We start from the raw sequence: 18,739 nt of genomic DNA, 5'->3' as shown, positions 1-18,739 counted from the left end.
CGCCGGGTCACCACATCAGGGCGTCGGCCGGGTTCGTCTGCCAGTAGGTGACGAACGCCGAACTGTCCACGTACACACCGCCCGCCGGCAGCGTCGGACGGGCCCAGCCGCCCACGCTGCCGTCCATCGCGCGGTTGGAGAACAGGACGCCGAGCCGGTGGGCCCGGTACCCGTGGGTGCCCTCCGGGGACTCCGTGCCGATGGCGGCGTACGCGCTCTGGCCCGGCTCCAGGGTGACGACGGCCTGCGGCACGCTGTCGCGGAGCACGGTGGTGGAGGACTGGTCCTCGTCGAAGCGGAGGAAGGGGGCGTTGTAGGCGTAACAGGGCTTGCTGCCCGTGTTGGTGGCGGTCAGGAGCAGGTGGTTGAGCGGGCGCTGCACCTTCTGGACGGTCACCTTGGTGGTGGCGGCGGTGCAGGTGACCGGCTTCGCGGTCGGGGTGCCGGCGGCGGCCGGGACGGCGCCGAGCGCGGTGAGGGAGAGTGCGGTGGTCAGGGTCGCGGCGGCGGCCCGGACGCGGGCGGCACTGCGGCGGTGGCGGATCTGCATGGGGTGGGTCTGCCTTCCTCGATGTGCCGCGGGTGTGCCGCGGCACGGCTTTTCGTGGGTGGTGCCGCGGGCGACGCGGTCGTTCGTGCCCGTGGCGCGGGTCAGTTGAGCGCGTCGGCCGGGTCGGACTGCCAGTAGGTGACGCGCAGTGCCGCGTCGACGTGCACCTCGCGGGCCTGGAGCGCGGCGTCGGCCATCGCGTCGGTGCCCGGGAAACCGACCTGCAGGCTCCGTGCCGAGTAGCCCTCGCCGCCGCTGCCGTCGCCGGCGGAGAGGACGACGCCCGCGTAGCCCTTCGCGCCGGGCTTGAGCGAGACGGCCGCCTGGGGCTTGGTGTCCTCGATGACCGGCGGTACGGACTGGGCGTGCTCGAACCGGACGATCGGGTGGCCCGGCAGGTCGCACATCTTGGAGCCGGTGTTGGTGACCGTGAGGAGCATGTGGTTGAGGGGGCGCTGTACGGGGGCGGCGCTGATCCGGGTGTTGGCGGCGGTGCAGGGCACGCGGCGGTCCGGGGCGTAGGGGTCGCCGGTCGTGGTGTGCTTCTTGGCGGCGGTCGGCGTGGAGCTGCCGCCGGCGGAGCCCTTCGAGTCCGGGGGGCCGCCGCGGGGCCCGGTCGTCGGTCCGGGGGCCGCGTCCGTGGCGGACGAGGCGTCGCGTGAGGGGGCGGCGCCCGCGTCCCGTACGCCCGAGGCGCTGCTGTCGCAGGCCGTGAGCGAGAGCGCGGCGAGTGCGAGCGTGGTGGCGGCGAACAGCCGGGTACGGGGGCGGCGGAGGCTCGGGGTGGGCATGGCTGGATCTCGCTGTCTGTGCGGCGGGGATTGAACCATGGGCGGCCCGGTTGGCCGGGCAGGCGCGCGGCGCTCTCCCCGTTCGAGGGGGGCGGCGTGTTTGGATGGCCCCAGCTTGCGGCCCGTTCCGTCCCGGTCGCCAGCGTCGCCCGGCAATCCGGGACGCTGGAACGGCCGTACCGGCGCTGAACTGCGCGAAGGGGAAGTGCCTGGAACGGCGGGCTGGAACGGCGGCACCGAACGGCGGGGGGAATGGAGGAGCACGTGGGGGCGGGGGATCTCGCCGCATTGCTGCGGGAGTTGAAGGGGCGGTCGGGGCTGAGCTACGGGGCGCTCGCCAAGCGGCTGCACATGAGTACGTCGACACTGCACCGGTATGTGAACGGGACCGCGGTGCCCACGGAGTTCGCGCCGGTGGAGCGGTTCGCCCGGGCGTGCCGGGCGACTCCGGAGGAGCTGGTGGAGGTCCACCGGCGGTGGATCGTGGCGGACGCGGCACGGGGGCGCCGCGGCGCGGAACGGGCGCCGCAGAGGCCGGCGCCCCAGCCGGTGCCCGGGGCGGAGCGGGTGCCTCCGGACGGGCCGGAGGCGGAGTCCGGGTCGGGGTCGCAGCCGTTACCGGCAGCGGAGGCGGCGGCAGGAGCGGCGGCGACCGCACCGTCCGCCGCGCCGGACGGCACCGCGCCGCCGGCCGGGCCCGCCCGGCCCGCGAACCGTGCGCGGCGGACCGCCGCACTGGTGGGCGCCGGGGTCGCCCTGGCGCTCGGGGCCACCGTCCTCGCCGTGCAGGGCGGGTTCCTGGCGCCGAAGGACGACCGCGCCGGGGCGGTCGCGGAAGCCTCGCCGGACGGGGCCGGGCCGTCGGTGCCCGGGAAGCAGGGCGCGGGCGGCGGCCCGAACCGGTCCCCGGGCGGCACGGCCGGGCCCGGCTCCGGGCACGGGGCCGGCAAGCACGACACCGGCAAGGGCGCGGACGGCGCGGCCGGGGACGCCGGCGGCACCGCGTCCCCCGGGAGTACGCGGCAGGACGGCGGCACGCCGGCCACCGGTACGCCGGTGACGGTGTCCACCCAGCCGCAGTACTGGGACAGCCCCTGCGGTTCGCCCTACCTCATCGACCGGGCCCCGGCCGGCATCGCGCCACCGCCCAACGAGCAGGACGCCCCCGGCTGGGTGTCCGCCAACGGCGCGGTGTCCGCGGGCCGGCAGAGCGTCCGGCTGACCGTCCAGGGCATCGGCGGGGGCACCGTCGTCCTGGAGGCCCTGCACGTCCGCGTCGCCGGCACCGACGCGCCGCTGCCCTGGAACGACTACGCGATGGGGTACATCGGGGTGGGCTGCGGCGGCAACGTGCCCAAGCACTCCTTCGACGTGAACCTCGACGCCTCGGTGCCCCGCCTGACCCCCGAGGAGGGGACGAACGACGACTTCCCCTACACGGTGAGCGCCGACGACCCCGAGACCTTCTACGTGAACGCGGACGTCAAGGACCACCATGTGCGCTGGTACCTGGAGCTGCAGTGGTCCAGCGGCAACCGGCACGGGACGGTGCGGATCGACGACACCGGCCGGCCGTTCCGCACCAGCGGCGAGCAGGGCCGGCCGCAGTACGGGTACTCCCTCGACAAGAAGCGGTGGGTGCCGATCCGGCGCGAGCCGAACGGGACGGTGACCGAGCTGCCGGAGGGCACGTGAACGACCGGGCCCCGTACCGCGCGGTGCGGTAGGGGGCCCGGGTGTCGCAAAGCGGTGGGCCCTACAGCCGCTCGGGGGTGCGGATGCCCAGCAGCGCCATGCCCTTGTGCAGGGTGCGGGCGGTCAGGTCGCAGAGGAAGAGGCGGTTCTCCACCTGCTGCGGGGTGTCCGCCTTCAGGACCGGGCACTGGTCGTAGAAGGTCGTGTACAGCGACGCCAGCTGGTAGAGGTACGCGGCCAGCTTGTGCGGGGCGTACTCCGCCGCGGCCTCGGCGACGGTGCCGCCGAACGCGTCCACGTGCAGGCCCAGCGCCCGCTCCGCCGGGGCGAGTTCGAGCTCCGGGTGGGCGACCGGCCCGGTCTCGCCGGCCTTGCGCAGGATCGACTGGATCCGGGCGTACGCGTACTGGAGGTACACGCTGGTGTCGCCGTTGAGCGAGACCATCTGGTCCAGGTCGAACTTGTAGTCCCGGCTCGGCGACGTCGACAGGTCCGCGTACTTCACCGCGCCGATGCCGACCTGCGCAGCCCGCTCCTGGATCTCGTCCTCGGTGAGGTCCTGCGCCTTCTCGCGCACCACCTCGGCGGCGCGCTGCACGGCCTCGTCGAGCAGGTCCTCCAGGCGGACCGTCTCGCCCTCCCGGGTCTTGAACGGCTTGCCGTCCGCGCCGAGGACCGTGCCGTAGCCCATGTTGTGGGCCTTGACCTGGTCGTTCAGCCAGCCCGCCCGGCGGGCCGTCTCGAAGACCATCCGGAAGTGCAGCGACTGGCGGACGTCCACGACGTAGAGCAGCGTCGTCGCCGCCAGGTCGAAGACGCGGTTGCGGATCGCGGACAGGTCGGACGCCGCGTAGCCGAAGCCGCCGTCCGCCTTCTGCACGATCAGCGGGACCGGCTTGTCGTCCTTGCCCTTGATGTCGTCGAAGAAGACCACCAGCGCGCCCTCGGAGCGGACGGCGACGCCCGACTCCTCCAGCATCCGGGCCGTCTCGGCCATCATGTCGTTGTACGCGGACTCGCCGACGATCTCCTCGTCGCGGATCTCCATGTCGAGCTTCTCGAAGACCGAGTAGAAGTAGACCTTCGACTCGTCCACGAACCGCTGCCACAGGTCGAGGGTCTCGGTGTCGCCGGACTGGAGGGCGACGACCCGCTTGCGGGCCCGCTCCTTGAACTCCTCGTCGGCGTCGAAGACGGCGCGCGACGCCTTGTAGACGCGGTTGAGGTTCGACATGGCCTGCTCGCCGTCCACGTCGGTCGCCGGGGCCAGCTGGTCCGGGTTCTCGATCAGGTACTGGATGAGCATGCCGAACTGCGTGCCCCAGTCGCCGATGTGGTGGCGGCCGATCGTCTTCTCGCCGGTGAAGTCCAGCATGTTGCGCAGGGCGTCGCCGATCACCGCCGACCGCAGGTGGCCGACGTGCATCTCCTTGGCGACGTTCGGCTGCGCGTAGTCGATGACCGTCGTACCGGTCGTGGCCGCCTGGGGCACGCCCAGGCGGTCGTCGGCGGCGCGTGCGGCGAGCGTGGTGAGGATCGCCCGGTCGGCGACGGTGATGTTGAGGAAGCCGGGGCCGGAGACCTCGACGTCGGCGAGGAGGTCGTCGGTGCCGAGCGTCTCGACGACCTTGCCGGCCAGCTCCCGCGGGTTGCCCCCCAGCTTCTTGGCCAGCGCGAGCAGGCCGTTGGCCTGGAAGTCGGCCCGGTCGCTACGTCGCAGCAGCGGGTCCGCGGCGCCGGCCTCCGGCAGGGCTGCCGAGAGGGCGTCCGCGACGCGCTGGTTGACCGTAGCTGCGAGGGAGGGGACCGAGGCCATTGAACTGCCGTTCCGTTGAGGTGGAAAGGGTTTGCCCCGAGTATCCCACGGCACTACCACTGAATTTCTGTGCGGCGGGCGTCTGGGAGAATGGGCTCTGCCAGGCTTTTGCCCGTCCGGACCGTTCCGCCCGTGCCGCGGGTGACGGAGCGGTACCGGAGGGCGCGACGGGGCGCACCGTAGAAGCACCGGGACACCAGCAAGAGAGAGGGCCGATCGTGGCTCAGCAGAGCACCGAGACCGACTGGGTCTCCAGGTTCGCGGACGAGGTCATTGCCGAGGCGGAGCGCCGCGCCCCCGGCAAACCTGTCGTCGTCGCCTCGGGCCTGAGCCCGTCCGGCCCGATCCACCTCGGCAACCTCCGCGAGGTGATGACCCCGCACCTGGTCGCCGACGAGATCCGCCGCCGCGGCATCGCCTGCGTGCACGTTCTGAGCTGGGACGACTACGACCGGTACCGCAAGGTCCCGGCCGGCGTCGACCCGTCCTGGGAGGAGCACATCGGCAAGCCGCTGACCGCCGTGCCCGCCCCGCCCGGCAGTGCGTACGCCACCTGGGCCGAGCACTTCAAGGCGGCCATGGAGGAGTCCCTGGCGGAGCTGGGCATCGAGTACCACGGCGTCAGCCAGACCGCCCAGTACACCTCCGGTGCCTACCGCGAGCAGATCCTGCACGCGATGAAGCACCGCGCCGAGATCGACGGCGTCCTGGGCCGCTACCGCACCAAGGACAAGGCCACCGGCAAGCCGAAGAAGCAGCAGCAGAAGCCGGTGGACGAGGCGGAGCTGGAGGCGGCCGAGGGCTCCGGCGCGGCCGCCGAGGACGACGGCAGCGCCGGCGGTGCGGGCTACTTCCCGTACAAGCCGTACTGCACGGTCTGCAACAAGGACTTCACCAAGGTCATCGCCTATGACGACGCGACCACGGAGATGGCCTACGAGTGCGTCGCCTGCGGCCACACCGAGACCGTGGCGCTGCGCGAGTTCGACCACGGCAAGCTGGTCTGGAAGGTCGACTGGCCGATGCGCTGGGCCTACGAGGGCGTGGTCTTCGAGCCGTCCGGCGTGGACCACTCCTCGCCCGGCTCGTCGTTCGTCGTCGGCGGCCAGATCGTCCGCGAGGTGTTCGGCGCCGACCAGCCGATCGGCCCGATGTACGCCTTCGTCGGCATCAGCGGCATGGCGAAGATGTCCTCCTCCAAGGGCGGCGTGCCCACCCCGGGCGACGCGCTGAAGATCATGGAGGCGCCGCTGCTGCGCTGGCTGTACGCCCGCCGCAAGCCCAACCAGTCCTTCAAGATCGCCTTCGACCAGGAGATCCAGCGGCTCTACGACGAGTGGGACAAGCTCGCGGCCAAGGTCGCGGACGGCACCGTGCAGCCCGCGGACGCCGCGGCCTACACCCGGGCCGTCGGCACCGCCGCCGGCGAACTCCCGCGGACGCCGCGCCCGCTGCCGTACCGCACGCTGGCCTCCGTCGCGGACATCACCGCGGGCCACGACGAGCAGACCCTGCGCATCCTGAGCGAGCTCGACCCGGAGAACCCGGTCACGTCCCTGGACGAGACCCGGCCGCGGCTCGACAAGGCCGAGCACTGGATCACCACCCAGGTCCCCGCCGACCAGCGCACCGTCGTCCGCGACGAGCCCGACGCGGAGCTGCTGGGCACCCTGGACGACCAGTCCCGGGGCGCGCTGCGGCTGCTGCTCGACGGCCTGGACGACCACTGGTCGCTGGACGGCCTGACCACCCTGGTATACGGCGTCCCGAAGGTCCAGGCGGGCCTGAAGCCGGAGGCCAAGCCGACCCCGGAGCTGAAGGTCGCCCAGCGCTCCTTCTTCGCGCTGCTCTACAACCTCCTGGTCGGCCGGGACACCGGCCCCCGGCTGCCCACGCTGCTGCTCGCGGTGGGTGCGGACCGGGTCCGCAAGCTGCTGGCCGGCTGAGGGCGGAGGCCCGGCGGGGTCTTCCCCCCCCGCCTGAGAGCGAGAACGGGTTCGGCCCCGGGGACGAGGGTTCCCGGGGCCGAACCCGTCGCGGTGGTGTGGGGGAGCGGGACCGCAGGCGGAAGGGCGCGGGGCCGGCCGCACAACAGGGGCGCGGGGCCCGCCCGTTCACCGGCCGCCGGGCTCGTGCCCTACGGGATGTGTTCCGCCTCCAGCTCCATCCGGAAGCGGGCGCGGAAGTCGCGGAGGAAGCCGCGCAGATAGCTCTCGCTGAGCGGGCCGCCGTCGCGGCCCTGGTACCCGTAGAACTCCAGCAGGTAGCGGCCGAATTGGCGGGAGTCGGGGAAGTCGTTCTTCTCCGCCACGTAGGAGCGGTACGCGGCGAAGTACTTCTCGTCCCGGGGCGCGTCGTCGGCGGGGCCGTCGTCCGGGACGTCGGGGTCCGGGACGTCGGCGTCCGGTTCTTCGTGGGGGAGCGCGGCACCCGCGGTGCCCAGCGGGCGGCGGCGGCCCGGGCCGACCGGGACGGTCAACTCGGGTGCGGGAGAGGGGGGTTCGCCCTCGGCCGCGGTGTTCTCCACGGGGGCGGGTGCGGGTGCGGGTACCGGAGCAGGGGATTCCGTCACGGGTTCCGGGTGCGGTTGGGGCCGGGGCTGCGGCTGGGGCTGCGGGGCGTCCGGCCGGCCGTCGTGCCGCGCCGGTTCCTCGCCGCGCGGCGCAGGCTCCGATCCCGCCGGATCCGGGGCCGGCGGCTCGGGTGCGGCGGCCGGGCGGGGGTCCGGAACGGCCGGCAGGGCCTCCGGGCCCGTGGGAAGGGAAAGGGCGGGCGGGAGCGGCCGGTCCGCCGGCAGTTCGATCCCGGCCGCGGCCAGCCCGGCCGGTGCGGTCTTCGCCAGCGGGACGCCGTACCGGGCCAGCCGCAGCGGCATCAGCGATTCGACGGGGGCGCGGCGGCGCCAGGCCCGTCCGTAGCGGGCCCGGAGCCGCGCCTGGTAGATGAGGCGGTCCTGTTCGAGCTGGATGACCTGCTCGTAGGAGCGCAGTTCCCACAGTTTCATCCGGCGCCACAACCGGAAGGTGGAGGGGAAGGCGAGCAGCCAGCGGGCGAGCCGGACGCCCTCCATGTGCTTGTCGGCGGTGAGGTCGGCGATCCGGCCGACGGCGTGCCGGGCGGCCTCCACGGCGACGACGAACAGCACCGGGATGACCGCGTGCATCCCCACGCCCAGCGCGTCGGGCCAGGCGGCGGCCCCGTTGAAGGCGATGGTCGCGGCGGTCAGCAGCCAGGCGGTCTGGCGCAGCAGCGGGAACGGGATGCGGGTCCAGGTGAGCAGCAGGTCCAGGGCGAGCAGGACCACGATGCCGGCGTCGATGCCGATGGGGAAGACCACCGCGAAGGCGCCGAAGCCCTTCTTCTCGGCCAGGGCGCGGACCGCCGCGTAGGAGCCGGTGAAGCCGATCGCCGCGATCAGGATCGCGCCGGCGATCACCACCCCGATCAGGATGCGGTGCGTACGGGTCAACTGCGCGGTCTGTGTCGCGGACACCCGCGGTCCCTCCCCGGACTCGGCGAATCGGCGCGCATAGCGTTGCACACCTGTTCCTGCCGGGGCGGGGAGGGCCGGGCGGGGGAGGGCCCCCGGGAGGTCAGGCCTTGTTGGCCTTGGTCGCGGCGGTGACGGCTTCCTTGGCGGCGGCCTGGGCGGCCTTCAGGAGGTCGTTGGCGTTGGGGGTGTCGGCGCCGGCCATGCCCGCGCCGTTGTAGTTGACGGTGACGACGATGTTGGCGGTGCGCGCCACGATCGTCGTGTTCTTGAAGTCGTTGTCTTCCTTGGCGATGTCGTAGGTGATCGCGGTGGCCGCGTCACCGGTGCCCGCGGTCGGCACCGCGGCGACCTTCTTGGCGCCCTTGGTGCCCTTGGCGTCGTTGATCTGCTGGGTGTAGAAGTCCGTGGCGCGCTTCTCGCCCGAGCCGAGGGTCGGGTCGGAGTCGTAGCGCTGGAAGGCGACGTCCAGCCAGCGGAACTGGGTGCCGTCCACGCCCTGGTCGTCCGAGCTGCTCCAGGAGCAGGCGCCGCGGGCGTTGGTGTCGGTGGACTTGCCCTGGCTGCCGGCCGCGTCCTTCACCTTGGGCAGCAGCTTGTCGAGGGTGCCCTTGGAGAACGCCTCGCAGGGGTTCGGCAGCTTCTTGAACTTGGCGGCGGCGACGGTCGGCGACGGGCTGCCGGCGGCGGTGGCGCTGGACGAGCCGGAGGGAGTGCTGTCACCGGAGCTCTTGCCGTCCGAGCCGGAGCACCCGGCGACGAGCAGCACCGGTACTGCTGCGCAGGTGAGGAGGCCGGCGAGTCGCTTGGCTGATCGGTGCATGGTTCCTTCGCTGTTCGTCGTCGTCGAGTCGGTGCGGACCCTTGTCGAGCGTTTCGGCCCGGCCCGGGGTCGGGGCGGGTCCTAGGGCACGGTACGCGGCGGAGCGAGGCGGGTGGCCGGTTCCTCACAAGTGAACGGCAGGGCGAATCGGGCGTTTCTCTGGCGAAAGTCGAGTTTGGGGTGATCGGTGCCTATGGGGCTATTCGCTGAGGCTGTCGGCCAGTTCGCTCGCCAGGGAACGGGCCTTGTCCTGCAGTTCCTGGCTTTCCGGCAGCCGCGTCTTGTCCGTGGACCACTGGTCGTAGGTGATCGTCACGATGACGTTCGACGTGCGAAAGACCACAGTGATGTCGCGGTGCACTCCGGAGTCCGCGGTGACCAGCTGGTCGTTGAGGAAGGCCGTGTCGCCGAGGCCGTCCAGGACGCGCGGGGCGAGCGGGCTGCCGGGGCCGGACGCGGGGTCGCTCGTGGGGGCGGAGGGGCTCGGGGACGGGGTGGCCGGCGGGGTGGTCGCGGCCGTGGCGCCGTCCGGCTTCGCCCCGCCCGCGGCGTCGCCCTTGCCGCCGCCCTTGCCCGTGGCGCCGTCCGTCGGCTTCTGCTGGCCCTTGGGGTCGTCCTTCGGGCTGGCCGAGGCCGAGGGGGCGCCGGAGCCCGCGGACGGGATCTTGGCGGCCTGCTCCTTGCCGAGGTAGAGCTCCTGCGCCCGGTCGTCGTCGCTCACCGCAGAGCTGTACGAGACCACGCGCTGGATGTCGAGCGTGAGGTGGCGGGTGCCCGCGGTGGTCTCCCGCGTCCACTGGCAGCCGACCCGGCGGTCGGTGTCGTAGGTGATGTCGGCCCGGCCGCCGTAGATCTTCTGCGCGTCCGCCTGCGACAGCGGCTGGCCGTCGCCGGGCAGCATGTCGCGGAGGGTGCCGCGCGCCGGGAGGCCGCAGGCTTCCGGCAGGGTCTGGTACCGCCCGGGCTGGGCGGACTGGCTGGCGGCGGTGGTGTTGCCGTCCTTGCCGTCGCCGCCGCCGGTGCCCGTGGCGGAACCGCCGGAGCAGCCGGTCAGGCCGGCGGCCAGGGCCGCGGTGACCAGCAGTGCGGCACCGGGTACGAACGATTTGCGCGGCATCGTTCGCGGCTCCTTCCCTGCGGAAATGCGGTTGCCGCCGAGTGGCGGCCGATGGACACAATGTCTACCGCACGTCTTGCCGTGACCGCCGGTCCGCTGTCCAAGATCAGGCGTATTGTCCGGCTTTTGCGTTTTTAGGTTTTCCGGGGGAAAGAGAAAGACATGTCGTACACCGAAGTGCCCGGCGCCCAGGTGCCGATCCGGATGTGGGCCGACCCGGCCACGGTCGAGGGCGTCGCGATGCAGCAGCTGCGCAACGTCGCCACGCTTCCGTGGATCAAGGGACTGGCCGTGATGCCGGACGTGCATTTCGGCAAGGGGGCCACCGTCGGTTCGGTCATCGCGATGCGCGGTGCGGTCTGCCCGGCCGCCGTCGGCGTGGACATCGGCTGCGGAATGAGCGCGGTCCGGACCTCGCTCACCGCCGAGGACCTGCCCGGTGACCTTTCCCGGCTGCGCTCCCGGATCGAGCAGGCGATTCCGGTGGGCCGGGGGATGCACGACGACCCGGTCGACCCGCGCCGGATGCACGGATTCCGCGCCGCGGGCTGGGACGACTTCTGGGCGCGCTTCGACGGGGTGGCCGAGGCGGTCAGGTTCCGGCACGAGCGGGCCGTCAAGCAGATGGGTTCGCTGGGGTCCGGCAACCACTTCATCGAGTTCTGCCTCGACGAGACCGGCGCGGTCTGGCTGATGCTGCACTCCGGCTCCCGCAACATCGGCAAGGAGCTGGCCGAGTACCACATCGAGCAGGCCCGGAAGCTGCCGCACAACCAGGGGCTGGTCGACCGCGACCTCGCCGTCTTCATCGCGGACACCCCGCAGATGGCGGCGTACCGCAACGACCTCTTCTGGGCGCAGGAGTACGCCCGGCACAACCGCGAAGTGATGATGGCCCTGTTCCAGGACGTCGTCCGCAAGGAGTTCCGCAAGGCCCGGCCGTCCTTCGAGCCGGTGATCTCCTGCCACCACAACTACGTGGCGGAGGAGACCTACGAGGGCATGGACCTGCTGGTGACCCGTAAGGGCGCCATCCGGGCCGGCAGCGGCGACTACGGGATCATCCCCGGCTCGATGGGCACCGGCTCGTACATCGTCCGCGGGCTGGGGAACCCGGCGTCCTTCAACTCCGCCTCGCACGGCGCCGGCCGCAAGATGAGCCGGAACGCCGCGAAGAAGCGCTTCTCCACGCGCGATCTGGAGGAGCAGACGCGGGGCGTGGAGTGCCGCAAGGACTCCGGGGTCGTCGACGAGATCCCCGGCGCGTACAAGCCGATCGAGAAGGTCATGGAGCAGCAGCGGGACCTCGTGGAGGTCGTCGCCAAGCTCAAGCAGGTGGTGTGCGTGAAGGGGTGAGCGGGGCGGGGCGACCGGGGCGGGGGTGCGCCGGACCGGGGCGGGGGCCTTCGGGACGGGGGTGCCTTCGAGGCCGGGCGGGGTGGCTTCGGGGTGGGGTGGGGCTGGGTGCTCTGCGTCCGCCGGGGGCTTCCCGTTCGTCAGGCGCTCTGTGTCCGCCGGACGTGCCCCTCTTGATTGCCGTGGTGGCTGCCGTGGTGGTTGCCGTGGCCGGTCCGCCTGCCGCTTTCCGTGGGGCGGCGGCGGGCCGGTCGCCGGCGTTGGATCAGGTACTCGGCGGCGATCAGGTTCAGGAGCAGCGCGCACCACGACGAGGTGCTGGCGATGTCATGGCCGGCCGCGAGCGGGTCGCCCGCGTACGCGACCGGGTCGGTGAGCTGGGCCGCCACGAGGTGCTCGACCACGGGTTGGATGATCCGCGAGGTGAGCGCGACCAGAGTCAGTGCGACATTGCGGATCATCCACACCCGGTGGTCGGCGTACCGGCGGTGGCGTGCGGCGCGGTAGCCGGCGACACCGGTGACGATCCACAGCGCGTCGAGCACCCCTAGGGACAGCTGGTTGCTCAGCCCCAGCGGGACGAAGTAGACGACCGGGATACCGATCAGGGCGGACGGGAAGACGCCGCCGAAGAAGTAGACCCGGCCGGTCCGGCGGTGGACGGCGGGATGCCGGCGGCGCAGCCAGGGCCAGCACTGGGCGAGGCCGGTCACCACGGCGACGGCCGCGGTGAAGATGTGCGCCACCAGCAGCGCGTAGTGCAGTTCGCTGCGCGGCGGGACGCGGCTGGTGTGCAGATCGGGCGGGAGGTAGGCGCTGACCGCCTGTGCCGTGATGAGCAGCGATATCGCGGCGAGCGGCACCAGCCACAGGGCGGTACGGGGGCGTCGGCGCCGCGTGCCGACGGGTGTGGGAGCGGGTGCGGGTGTGGGCGCCGGCGCGGGAACGGGCTCGGGCGTGGGCTCGGGCGTGGGTGCGGAGGCGGCCGGTGGTGTGGGCGCGGGCCTCGGTGTGGTGGGCATGCGTCCACTGTCGCGGCGTGGGGAGGCCGGGACACGGGGCCCGAACACCCGGTAGGGGGTGTACGTAAGCCCCCTGTCTCGGCGGTGGCCATCCGGAGGCGAGGCGAGGCGAGGCGGGGCGGAGGCGTCCTGGCGGGCGGGCGAGCGGCGGGCCGGCCGTCGCGACCGGCCCGCCGCCCCCCCGACCTCTCAACTGTCGCGGTGCACCTTGGTGTTGGACGCCTGCGCCCGGGGGCGGACGACGAGCAGGTCGATGTTGACGTGCGGGGGACGGGTGACCGCCCAGGCGATGGTGTCGGCGACGTCCTCCGCGGTGAGCGGTGCGTCCACGCCCTGGTAGACCTTGGCGGCCTTGTCGGCGTCACCGCGGAAGCGGGTGGTCGCGAACTCCTCGGTCTTGACCATCCCCGGGGCCACCTCGATGACCCGTACCGGCTCGCCGCACAGCTCCAGGCGGAGCGTCTCGGCGATGACATGGGCGCCGTGCTTGGCGGCGACGTACCCGCCGCCGCCCTCGTACGTCCCGTGGCCGGCGGTGGAGGAGAGGACGACGACGGTGCCGTCGCCGGAGGCGGTCAGCGCGGGCAGTATCGCCTGGGTCATGTGGAGCACGCCGAGCACGTTGACCTCGTACATCGCGCGCCAGTCGGCCGGATCACCGGTGGCCACCGGCTCCGCGCCGACCGCGCCGCCGGCGTTGTTGACCAGGACGTCGACGGAGGGGAAGCGGTCGAGGGAGCGCGCGAACGCGTCGACCGCGGCACGGTCGGTGACGTCGAGCGCGTACGCCTCGGCGTGCGGCAACTCGGCGGCGAGTGCCTCGATGCGGTCCTTGCGGCGGGCGGTGAGCACGACGCGGTAGCCGGCGGCGGCCAGGGCCCGTGCGGTCGCGGCACCGATGCCGCTGCTCGCTCCGGTGACGACGGCGGTACGGACGCCGGGGGTGTCGGCGGTCATGCTGCTCTCCCTATACGCGGTGCGTGAGTGGACAGTGAGCCGTGGTGAGGCTGGTGAGCTGTGACGCGGCTGGTGGGCTACGACGTGGCCGGTGGGGCTGTGGTGTGACTCGCGAGTCATGGTGCAACCCATGGGTCATGGTGTGGCTCGTGAGCCATAGTGCAGGTGTATCTCGTGGACCGCGATGTGGTTTTTGAACTGTGTTGCGCTTCACGGGCGGTGGCGGGGCTCGTGAGCGGTGGTGGGCCTTGCGAGTTGTGGAGCGGCTTGTGAGTTGTGGTGGGGTGCCTGAGCGGTGGAGCGGTTTGTGAGTTGTGATGCGGCTCGTGAGTTGTGTGCGGGTGAGGGGTGAGCTGGTTCGTGCGCGGTGGTGCGGGTCAGGGGTGTGTGGTCAGGATATGGAGGGGGAGCGGCAGGTCGGCGGCCGGAGGGTGGGTCGACCGTTAGGCCCTGGCCGGGGGCGTGGCCCGTGGCCGCCCCGGTTCAGCGGCCGCGGGGCGCGTACATGATCACGGCCATGCCGACCAGGCAGACCAGTGCGCCGATCACGTCCCAGCGGTCGGGACGGTAACCGTCCGCGACCATGCCCCAGACCAGCGACCCGGCGACGAACACCCCGCCGTACGCGGCGAGGATCCGGCCGAACTGGGCGTCCGGCTGGAGCGTGGCCACGAAGCCGTACACGCCCAGGGCGACCACCCCGGCGCCGATCCAGGCCCATCCCCGGTGCTCCCGCACCCCTTGCCACACCAGCCAGGCACCGCCGATCTCGAAGAGCGCGGCGACGACGAACAGGGCTGCGGAACGGGCGATGAGCATGCCGTTCAGCGTAAGGAGCCGACCCGGGCCGGGCGAGGACGGGGCCTCGTCCGCCCTGCCGTGGGCGGAGCCGATCACGCCACCGCGCCTGCTCCCACAGCGCATCGGCGCCTCGAAGTCAGCGCCCCGGCCGCCGGCGCCCCGCTGCCGCACCTCGCCGCCAGCACTCCGGCGTCCCGGTGCCCAGCGTCTCGGAGATCGGTGCCTCGGTGCCCAATGTCTCCGTGTCCGGTGCTTCGATGTCCGACGTCTCGGCGCCGGGCGATGCGGCGCCTGGTGGTCCAGGTGTCCGGCGATGCGGTGCCTGTGGCTCGGTGCCTCGCGGCTCGGTGTCCGTCGGTTCGGGGCGCGGGGATTCCGGGCGTGGTGGTGCGCGGCGGGGTGATTCCGGGCGTGCCGGTGCGGGGCATGGCGATCCCGGGCGTGATGCCTCGGCGCGCGGCGATTCGGCCTACCGGTCCCAGGCCGCCCGGCGCTTCATATCTGTCCGGAGGAGTGCCGGGCCCGTGCGGTGGTGCGGGCGGTGGGTGTGCCGGTCCAGCGGTCGAGGGCGGTGCGGAGCGCCGTGGCGCGCTCGACGGGGGCGGTGGCATCCGTGGCCCAGGCGATATAGCCGTCGGGGCGCACCAGGAGGGCCGTCCGGCGGCCGCTCGACCAGGAGGCGGTGACGACCCGGTCGAGTGCGGGTGCCAGGGGTGTGTCCTGCGGCAACTCGCCCTCAGGGGTGATCAGGACGAACTTGCCCTGCCGCAGGACGTCATAGAGCCGTCCGCCGCCGGCGAGGCGGATGTCGGGGGCGCGCCGGCCGGCCAGCCGATGGGCACCGGGCCCGGCCGGATAGGCGATGTCGATACCCGAGACCCCGCCGATCGCCCGCCGGGACAGAGGCCGCAGGCGCACCAAGAGCGGCGCGCCGAGATCGCGCAGCGCCCGGCCCGCCGGGGAGCGCAGCAGCGCGAGCCGGATCAGCGCGCCGCTGCTGCGCAGCACCGCTTCGCCGACCGGATGCCGCTCCTTCTGATAGCTGTCGAGCAGGCTGTCGGGGGAGTGGCCCCGCACCACGGCCGCCAGCTTCCAGCTGAGGTTGGCCGCGTCCTGGAGGCCGACGTTCATCCCCTGGCCGCCGGCCGGGGAGTGGACGTGCGCGGCGTCACCGGCGAGGAGGACCCGGCCGACGCGATAGGCCGGGGCCTGCCGCTCGTCGCTGCGGAAGCGCGAGATCCAGCGGGCGTCGTGCATGCCGTAGTCGGTGCCGAAGGCGAGCCGGGTGACCTCGCGGATCTCGTCGAGATCGGCGGGCGTGTCATCGGGGACCTGCACATGGCGGTTCCAGCCGATGGCGCGGTACCAGCCGTCGCCGAACGAGGCGATCACCGCGAAGGCGTCGCGGGTGGCGCGGAGCGCGAAGGGGGAGTCGGGTGCCTGGGCCACCCGGACGTCGGCGAGGACCACGGAACGGACCACCGCCTTGCCGGGGAAGGGCAGGCCGACCGCCTCACGGATGGAACTGCGGGCCCCGTCGGCGCCGACCGCATAGGCGGTGCGCAGGCTCCCGACGCCCTCGGCCGCATCCTCGGCCGCGCCTTCGGCCGCCCGGAAGTGCACCGTCACGCCGTCCGCGTCCTGGGCGAGTCCCAGCACCTCGGACCCGTACCGGAAGGTGACGCCGGCCCGCCGGGCGCGCCGCGCCAGTAGCCGCTCGACCTCGTACTGCGGCGTTATCAGGACGAAGGGGAAACGGGAGCGGAGCCGGGCCGCGGGGAGCACCGCGCCCCCGAACGCCTGGAAGCCGGGCAGCCGGTGGCCGCTGCCGATCAGCTCGTCGGCGAGTCCGCGGGCGTCCAACTGCTCCAGCGAACGGGCGTGCACGGCCATTGCCCGGCTGAGATTGCTGGTCGTGCCGTCGCGGCGCTCCAGGAGCGTGACGGCGAGACCGGCCTCGGCGAGATCCCCGGCGAGCAGCAGACCGGTCGGGCCGGCGCCGACGACGATCACGTCGGCGTCATGACCGGCGGACGTGGTGCCGGCATTCTCGGACGCTCTGGTGTCGATCTTGTCCACCCCGGTCCGGGTGGCAGTGCCGGCCTGTGCAGGGGTGCCGGTGCCGCTGTCGATGCCGGCACCGGCAGGCGGCCGGTGGGCCGTGCCGCTGCTGTCGATGTCGCTGCCGGTGTCCCCTGGCTTGCGGTTGAGGGCATCCATTTTCGCCGCCTCCTGCCAACACGTGTTGGTCAACGCTTGTTGGCAAGCGTACGGCGCTCGCAACTCGCAAGTCAACGCTCGTTGGCCTACAGTTGTTGACATGGCCGAATGTGATCCCTCCACCACCCCCTCCGGTGCTCGTCCAGGCAGTCCCGCCCCGGTCGTCAGCCCCGAGATCGACGCCGGTCCGCCGCCCGTCGCAACCGAGGCCCCCGACGTCGGCGCCCACTCCCGCCCCCGCCGCTCCGACGCCACCCGCGCCGCGATCCTCGCCGCCGCCCGGGACCGCTTCGCCGCCGAAGGCTACGACCGCGCCACCATCCGCGCCATCGCGCGGGACGCGGGCATCGACCCGTCGATGGTGATGCGCTACTACGGCAACAAGGAGGGCCTCTTCGCGGCGGCCTCGGAGATCGACCTGCGCCCCCCGGACCTGACGGTGGTGCCGCCCGAGGAGCGGGGCGCCCGGCTCGTGCGCCACTTCATCGAGCTCTGGGAGGGCGACGAGAGGCTGACCGGGATGATGCGCGTCGGCGTCACCAATGAGGCGGGCGCGGAGCGCATGCGGCAGGTCTTCGCCGCGCAGACGCAGCCGATGATCGACGCGGTCTGCACGGTGCCGGAGGAGGTGCCGGCCCGCGCCGCCCTGGTCGCGTCGCAGATCCTGGGCATGGCGCTGTGCCGCTACGTCCTGCGCGTCACGCCCGCCGTCGACCTCAGCCATGACGAACTCGTCGCCTGGCTGGCCCCCACCATCCAGCGCTATCTGACGGCGGAGCGACCGTAAGGGCCGGATGGCGGCCGAACGGCAGGGCCGAACGACCGTGCCGGGCGAGAGCACGGACGGCACGGTCGTGGCCGACGGCAGTGCCGGCGGCGGCAACGCGGACGACCGCCGCAACGCGACCGGCGGCCATGCGCCAATACGGCCGGCGCCTCAGTCCGGAGCCGCGGCCGGGCCCTTACCCGTGTCCCCACCGTCCACCGCCCACCGCCTACCCCTGCCCCACCGCCTACCCCTGCCCCGCCCCCGGCCCCCGCCCCGCGATCCGCCGCAGGTGCCCCTCGAAGACCTGCCGTGCCTCGGGCGTCAGCGTCCGCAGGGCCACCATCGCCGTCACGATCACATCGCACAGTTCGGCGTGCACGTCGTCCCAGGTGTGACTGTGCCCCTTGCGCGGGTTCTGGCCGGTGGCCCCGATGACGGCCTGGGCCGCCTCGCCCACCTCCTCCGAGAGCTTCAGGACGCGGAGCAGCCGTTCCTGTTCCTCCGGCAGCACACTCTCCCGGTCGAGCCAGCCGACGAGCGCGTCGATGGTGTCCCACGGGGCCGCATCCATGGGAGCGGCGGCAGAAGGCCCGGCAGGAGAAGGGGAGTTGGCGTCCGGAAGGTGATCCGAGGAGGCGGCGACGGGATCAGACATGGCCCGATTCTGCCGCTCGTTCCGCGACCCGTGCCCCCTCCGCCCCTAGGGTGAGGCGACAACCGGCCAAGAGGCAGTGCCCGGCAGACCGGCGACCACCGCATCGGCGCGGCGGACGAGCGGAAGGCGGCCAGACGGATGGACGAGCACCCCGCGATGCCGCGGGACAGCTTCCCGCAGGAGCTGATCGCGTTCTACGGGTTGAACCGGCTGCCCCGGGAGGGCGGCTGGTACCGGCGGACCTGGGCCGGGCCGGAGCGCCCGGACGGCCGGCCCGAGGGGTCGGCGATCGTGATGCTGCTGACCGCCGAGCCCGGCGTCTTCTCCGCGCTGCACCGGCTGCCGACCGACGAGATCTGGCACTTCTACCGGGGCGACCCGCTCGCCCTGCTCCTGCTGCCCGGGGACGACCGTGCGGACGGCGCCGGTTTCGCCCGTACGGTCGTCCTCGGCCCGGACGTACTGGGCGGCCAGCACGTGCAGTTCACGGTTCCGGCCGGCACCTGGATGGCCGCCGAGGTCGCCGCGGGCGGTTCCTGGACGCTCTTCGGCTGCACGATGGCGCCCGGTTTCACCTTCGCGGACTACGAACACGGGGACGCCGGGCGGCTGGCCGCGCGGTTTCCCGGGGAAGCGGTGCGGATCGGGGCGCTGAGCCGGGCATGACAGTGGTGCGG

Annotated in this window: 16 protein-coding genes; 5 read left to right on the top strand and 11 right to left on the bottom strand. The window is 72.9% G+C overall.

What is annotated here, in order from left to right:
- Positions 1-7 precede the first annotated feature (7 nt).
- Together CG747_RS27560 and CG747_RS27555 are read right to left on the bottom strand one after the other, a co-directional pair.
- Positions 8-550, bottom strand: a complete 543-nt coding sequence (locus CG747_RS27560) for a DUF4232 domain-containing protein (RefSeq protein ID WP_180985726.1) — start codon at positions 548-550, stop codon at positions 8-10.
- Positions 551-651: 101 nt separating this feature from the next.
- Positions 652-1,341, bottom strand: coding sequence for a DUF4232 domain-containing protein (locus CG747_RS27555; protein WP_100604527.1), 690 nt, complete (start codon positions 1,339-1,341; stop codon positions 652-654).
- Positions 1,342-1,593: 252 nt separating this feature from the next.
- On the opposite strand from CG747_RS27555, the gene CG747_RS27550 reads away from it, so the two are divergent.
- Positions 1,594-3,036 (top strand): helix-turn-helix transcriptional regulator, encoded by a 1,443-nt coding sequence (locus CG747_RS27550; RefSeq protein WP_100604526.1) that lies wholly within the window; start codon positions 1,594-1,596, stop codon positions 3,034-3,036.
- A 61-nt stretch (positions 3,037-3,097) separates the two neighbouring features.
- On the opposite strand, the gene argS is transcribed toward CG747_RS27550, so the two are convergent.
- Positions 3,098-4,852: an arginine--tRNA ligase gene (gene argS / locus CG747_RS27545; RefSeq protein ID WP_100604525.1), complete on the bottom strand. Its 1,755-nt coding sequence runs from the start codon at positions 4,850-4,852 to the stop codon at positions 3,098-3,100.
- 218 nt (positions 4,853-5,070) lie between these two features.
- Between argS and lysS the strand changes: the two genes are divergently transcribed.
- Positions 5,071-6,798, top strand: a complete 1,728-nt coding sequence (lysS, locus tag CG747_RS27540; protein ID WP_100604524.1) for a lysine--tRNA ligase — start codon at positions 5,071-5,073, stop codon at positions 6,796-6,798.
- A gap of 191 nt (positions 6,799-6,989) precedes the next feature.
- On the opposite strand, the gene CG747_RS27535 is transcribed toward lysS, so the two are convergent.
- The 3 genes from CG747_RS27535 to CG747_RS27525 all read right to left on the bottom strand — a co-directional run bounded on the left by CG747_RS27535 (position 6,990) and on the right by CG747_RS27525 (position 10,282).
- On the bottom strand, positions 6,990-8,345 hold the full coding sequence (locus CG747_RS27535; protein ID WP_257980777.1) for a DUF2637 domain-containing protein: 1,356 nt from the start codon (positions 8,343-8,345) through the stop codon (positions 6,990-6,992).
- Positions 8,346-8,445: 100 nt separating this feature from the next.
- On the bottom strand, positions 8,446-9,165 hold the full coding sequence (locus CG747_RS27530; protein WP_100604523.1) for a DUF3558 family protein: 720 nt from the start codon (positions 9,163-9,165) through the stop codon (positions 8,446-8,448).
- Between the two features lie 199 nt (positions 9,166-9,364).
- Positions 9,365-10,282, bottom strand: coding sequence for a hypothetical protein (locus CG747_RS27525; protein ID WP_100604522.1), 918 nt, complete (start codon positions 10,280-10,282; stop codon positions 9,365-9,367).
- Between the two features lie 162 nt (positions 10,283-10,444).
- Here CG747_RS27525 and CG747_RS27520 point away from each other — a divergent pair, with 162 nt between their 5' ends.
- A complete protein-coding gene (locus CG747_RS27520) occupies positions 10,445-11,638 on the top strand; it encodes an RtcB family protein (RefSeq protein ID WP_100604521.1) in 1,194 nt (397 codons plus the stop codon).
- Between the two features lie 140 nt (positions 11,639-11,778).
- Here the strand turns inward: CG747_RS27520 and CG747_RS27515 are convergent, their stop codons facing one another.
- The 4 genes from CG747_RS27515 to CG747_RS27500 form a co-directional block, all read right to left on the bottom strand.
- On the bottom strand, positions 11,779-12,660 hold the full coding sequence (locus CG747_RS27515) for a DUF2306 domain-containing protein (protein WP_100604520.1): 882 nt from the start codon (positions 12,658-12,660) through the stop codon (positions 11,779-11,781).
- Between the two features lie 189 nt (positions 12,661-12,849).
- A complete protein-coding gene (locus CG747_RS27510) occupies positions 12,850-13,617 on the bottom strand; it encodes an SDR family NAD(P)-dependent oxidoreductase (RefSeq protein ID WP_100604519.1) in 768 nt (255 codons plus the stop codon).
- A 483-nt stretch (positions 13,618-14,100) separates the two neighbouring features.
- The gene (locus tag CG747_RS27505; RefSeq protein ID WP_100604561.1) at positions 14,101-14,436 is read right to left on the bottom strand and encodes a YnfA family protein; all 336 of its coding nucleotides are present in this window, start codon (positions 14,434-14,436) and stop codon (positions 14,101-14,103) included.
- Positions 14,437-14,913: 477 nt separating this feature from the next.
- Positions 14,914-16,638 (bottom strand): FAD-dependent oxidoreductase, encoded by a 1,725-nt coding sequence (locus CG747_RS27500; RefSeq protein ID WP_257980776.1) that lies wholly within the window; start codon positions 16,636-16,638, stop codon positions 14,914-14,916.
- 100 nt (positions 16,639-16,738) lie between these two features.
- Here CG747_RS27500 and CG747_RS27495 point away from each other — a divergent pair, with 100 nt between their 5' ends.
- Complete coding sequence (locus CG747_RS27495; protein WP_100604518.1) at positions 16,739-17,425, top strand: TetR family transcriptional regulator; 687 nt, start codon at positions 16,739-16,741, stop codon at positions 17,423-17,425.
- 226 nt (positions 17,426-17,651) lie between these two features.
- On the opposite strand, the gene CG747_RS27490 is transcribed toward CG747_RS27495, so the two are convergent.
- Positions 17,652-18,062, bottom strand: a complete 411-nt coding sequence (locus CG747_RS27490; RefSeq protein ID WP_100604517.1) for a MazG-like family protein — start codon at positions 18,060-18,062, stop codon at positions 17,652-17,654.
- A gap of 138 nt (positions 18,063-18,200) precedes the next feature.
- On the opposite strand from CG747_RS27490, the gene CG747_RS27485 reads away from it, so the two are divergent.
- A complete protein-coding gene (locus tag CG747_RS27485; RefSeq protein ID WP_100604516.1) occupies positions 18,201-18,728 on the top strand; it encodes a cupin domain-containing protein in 528 nt (175 codons plus the stop codon).
- Positions 18,729-18,739: the final 11 nt, after the last annotated feature.

The sequence above is a fragment of the Streptomyces sp. CB02959 genome, from assembly GCF_002803155.1.
Classification (GTDB): domain Bacteria; phylum Actinomycetota; class Actinomycetes; order Streptomycetales; family Streptomycetaceae; genus Streptomyces.
Note: the sequence above shows the minus strand (reverse complement) of the source record. Positions and strands in the feature narration are given on the sequence as shown.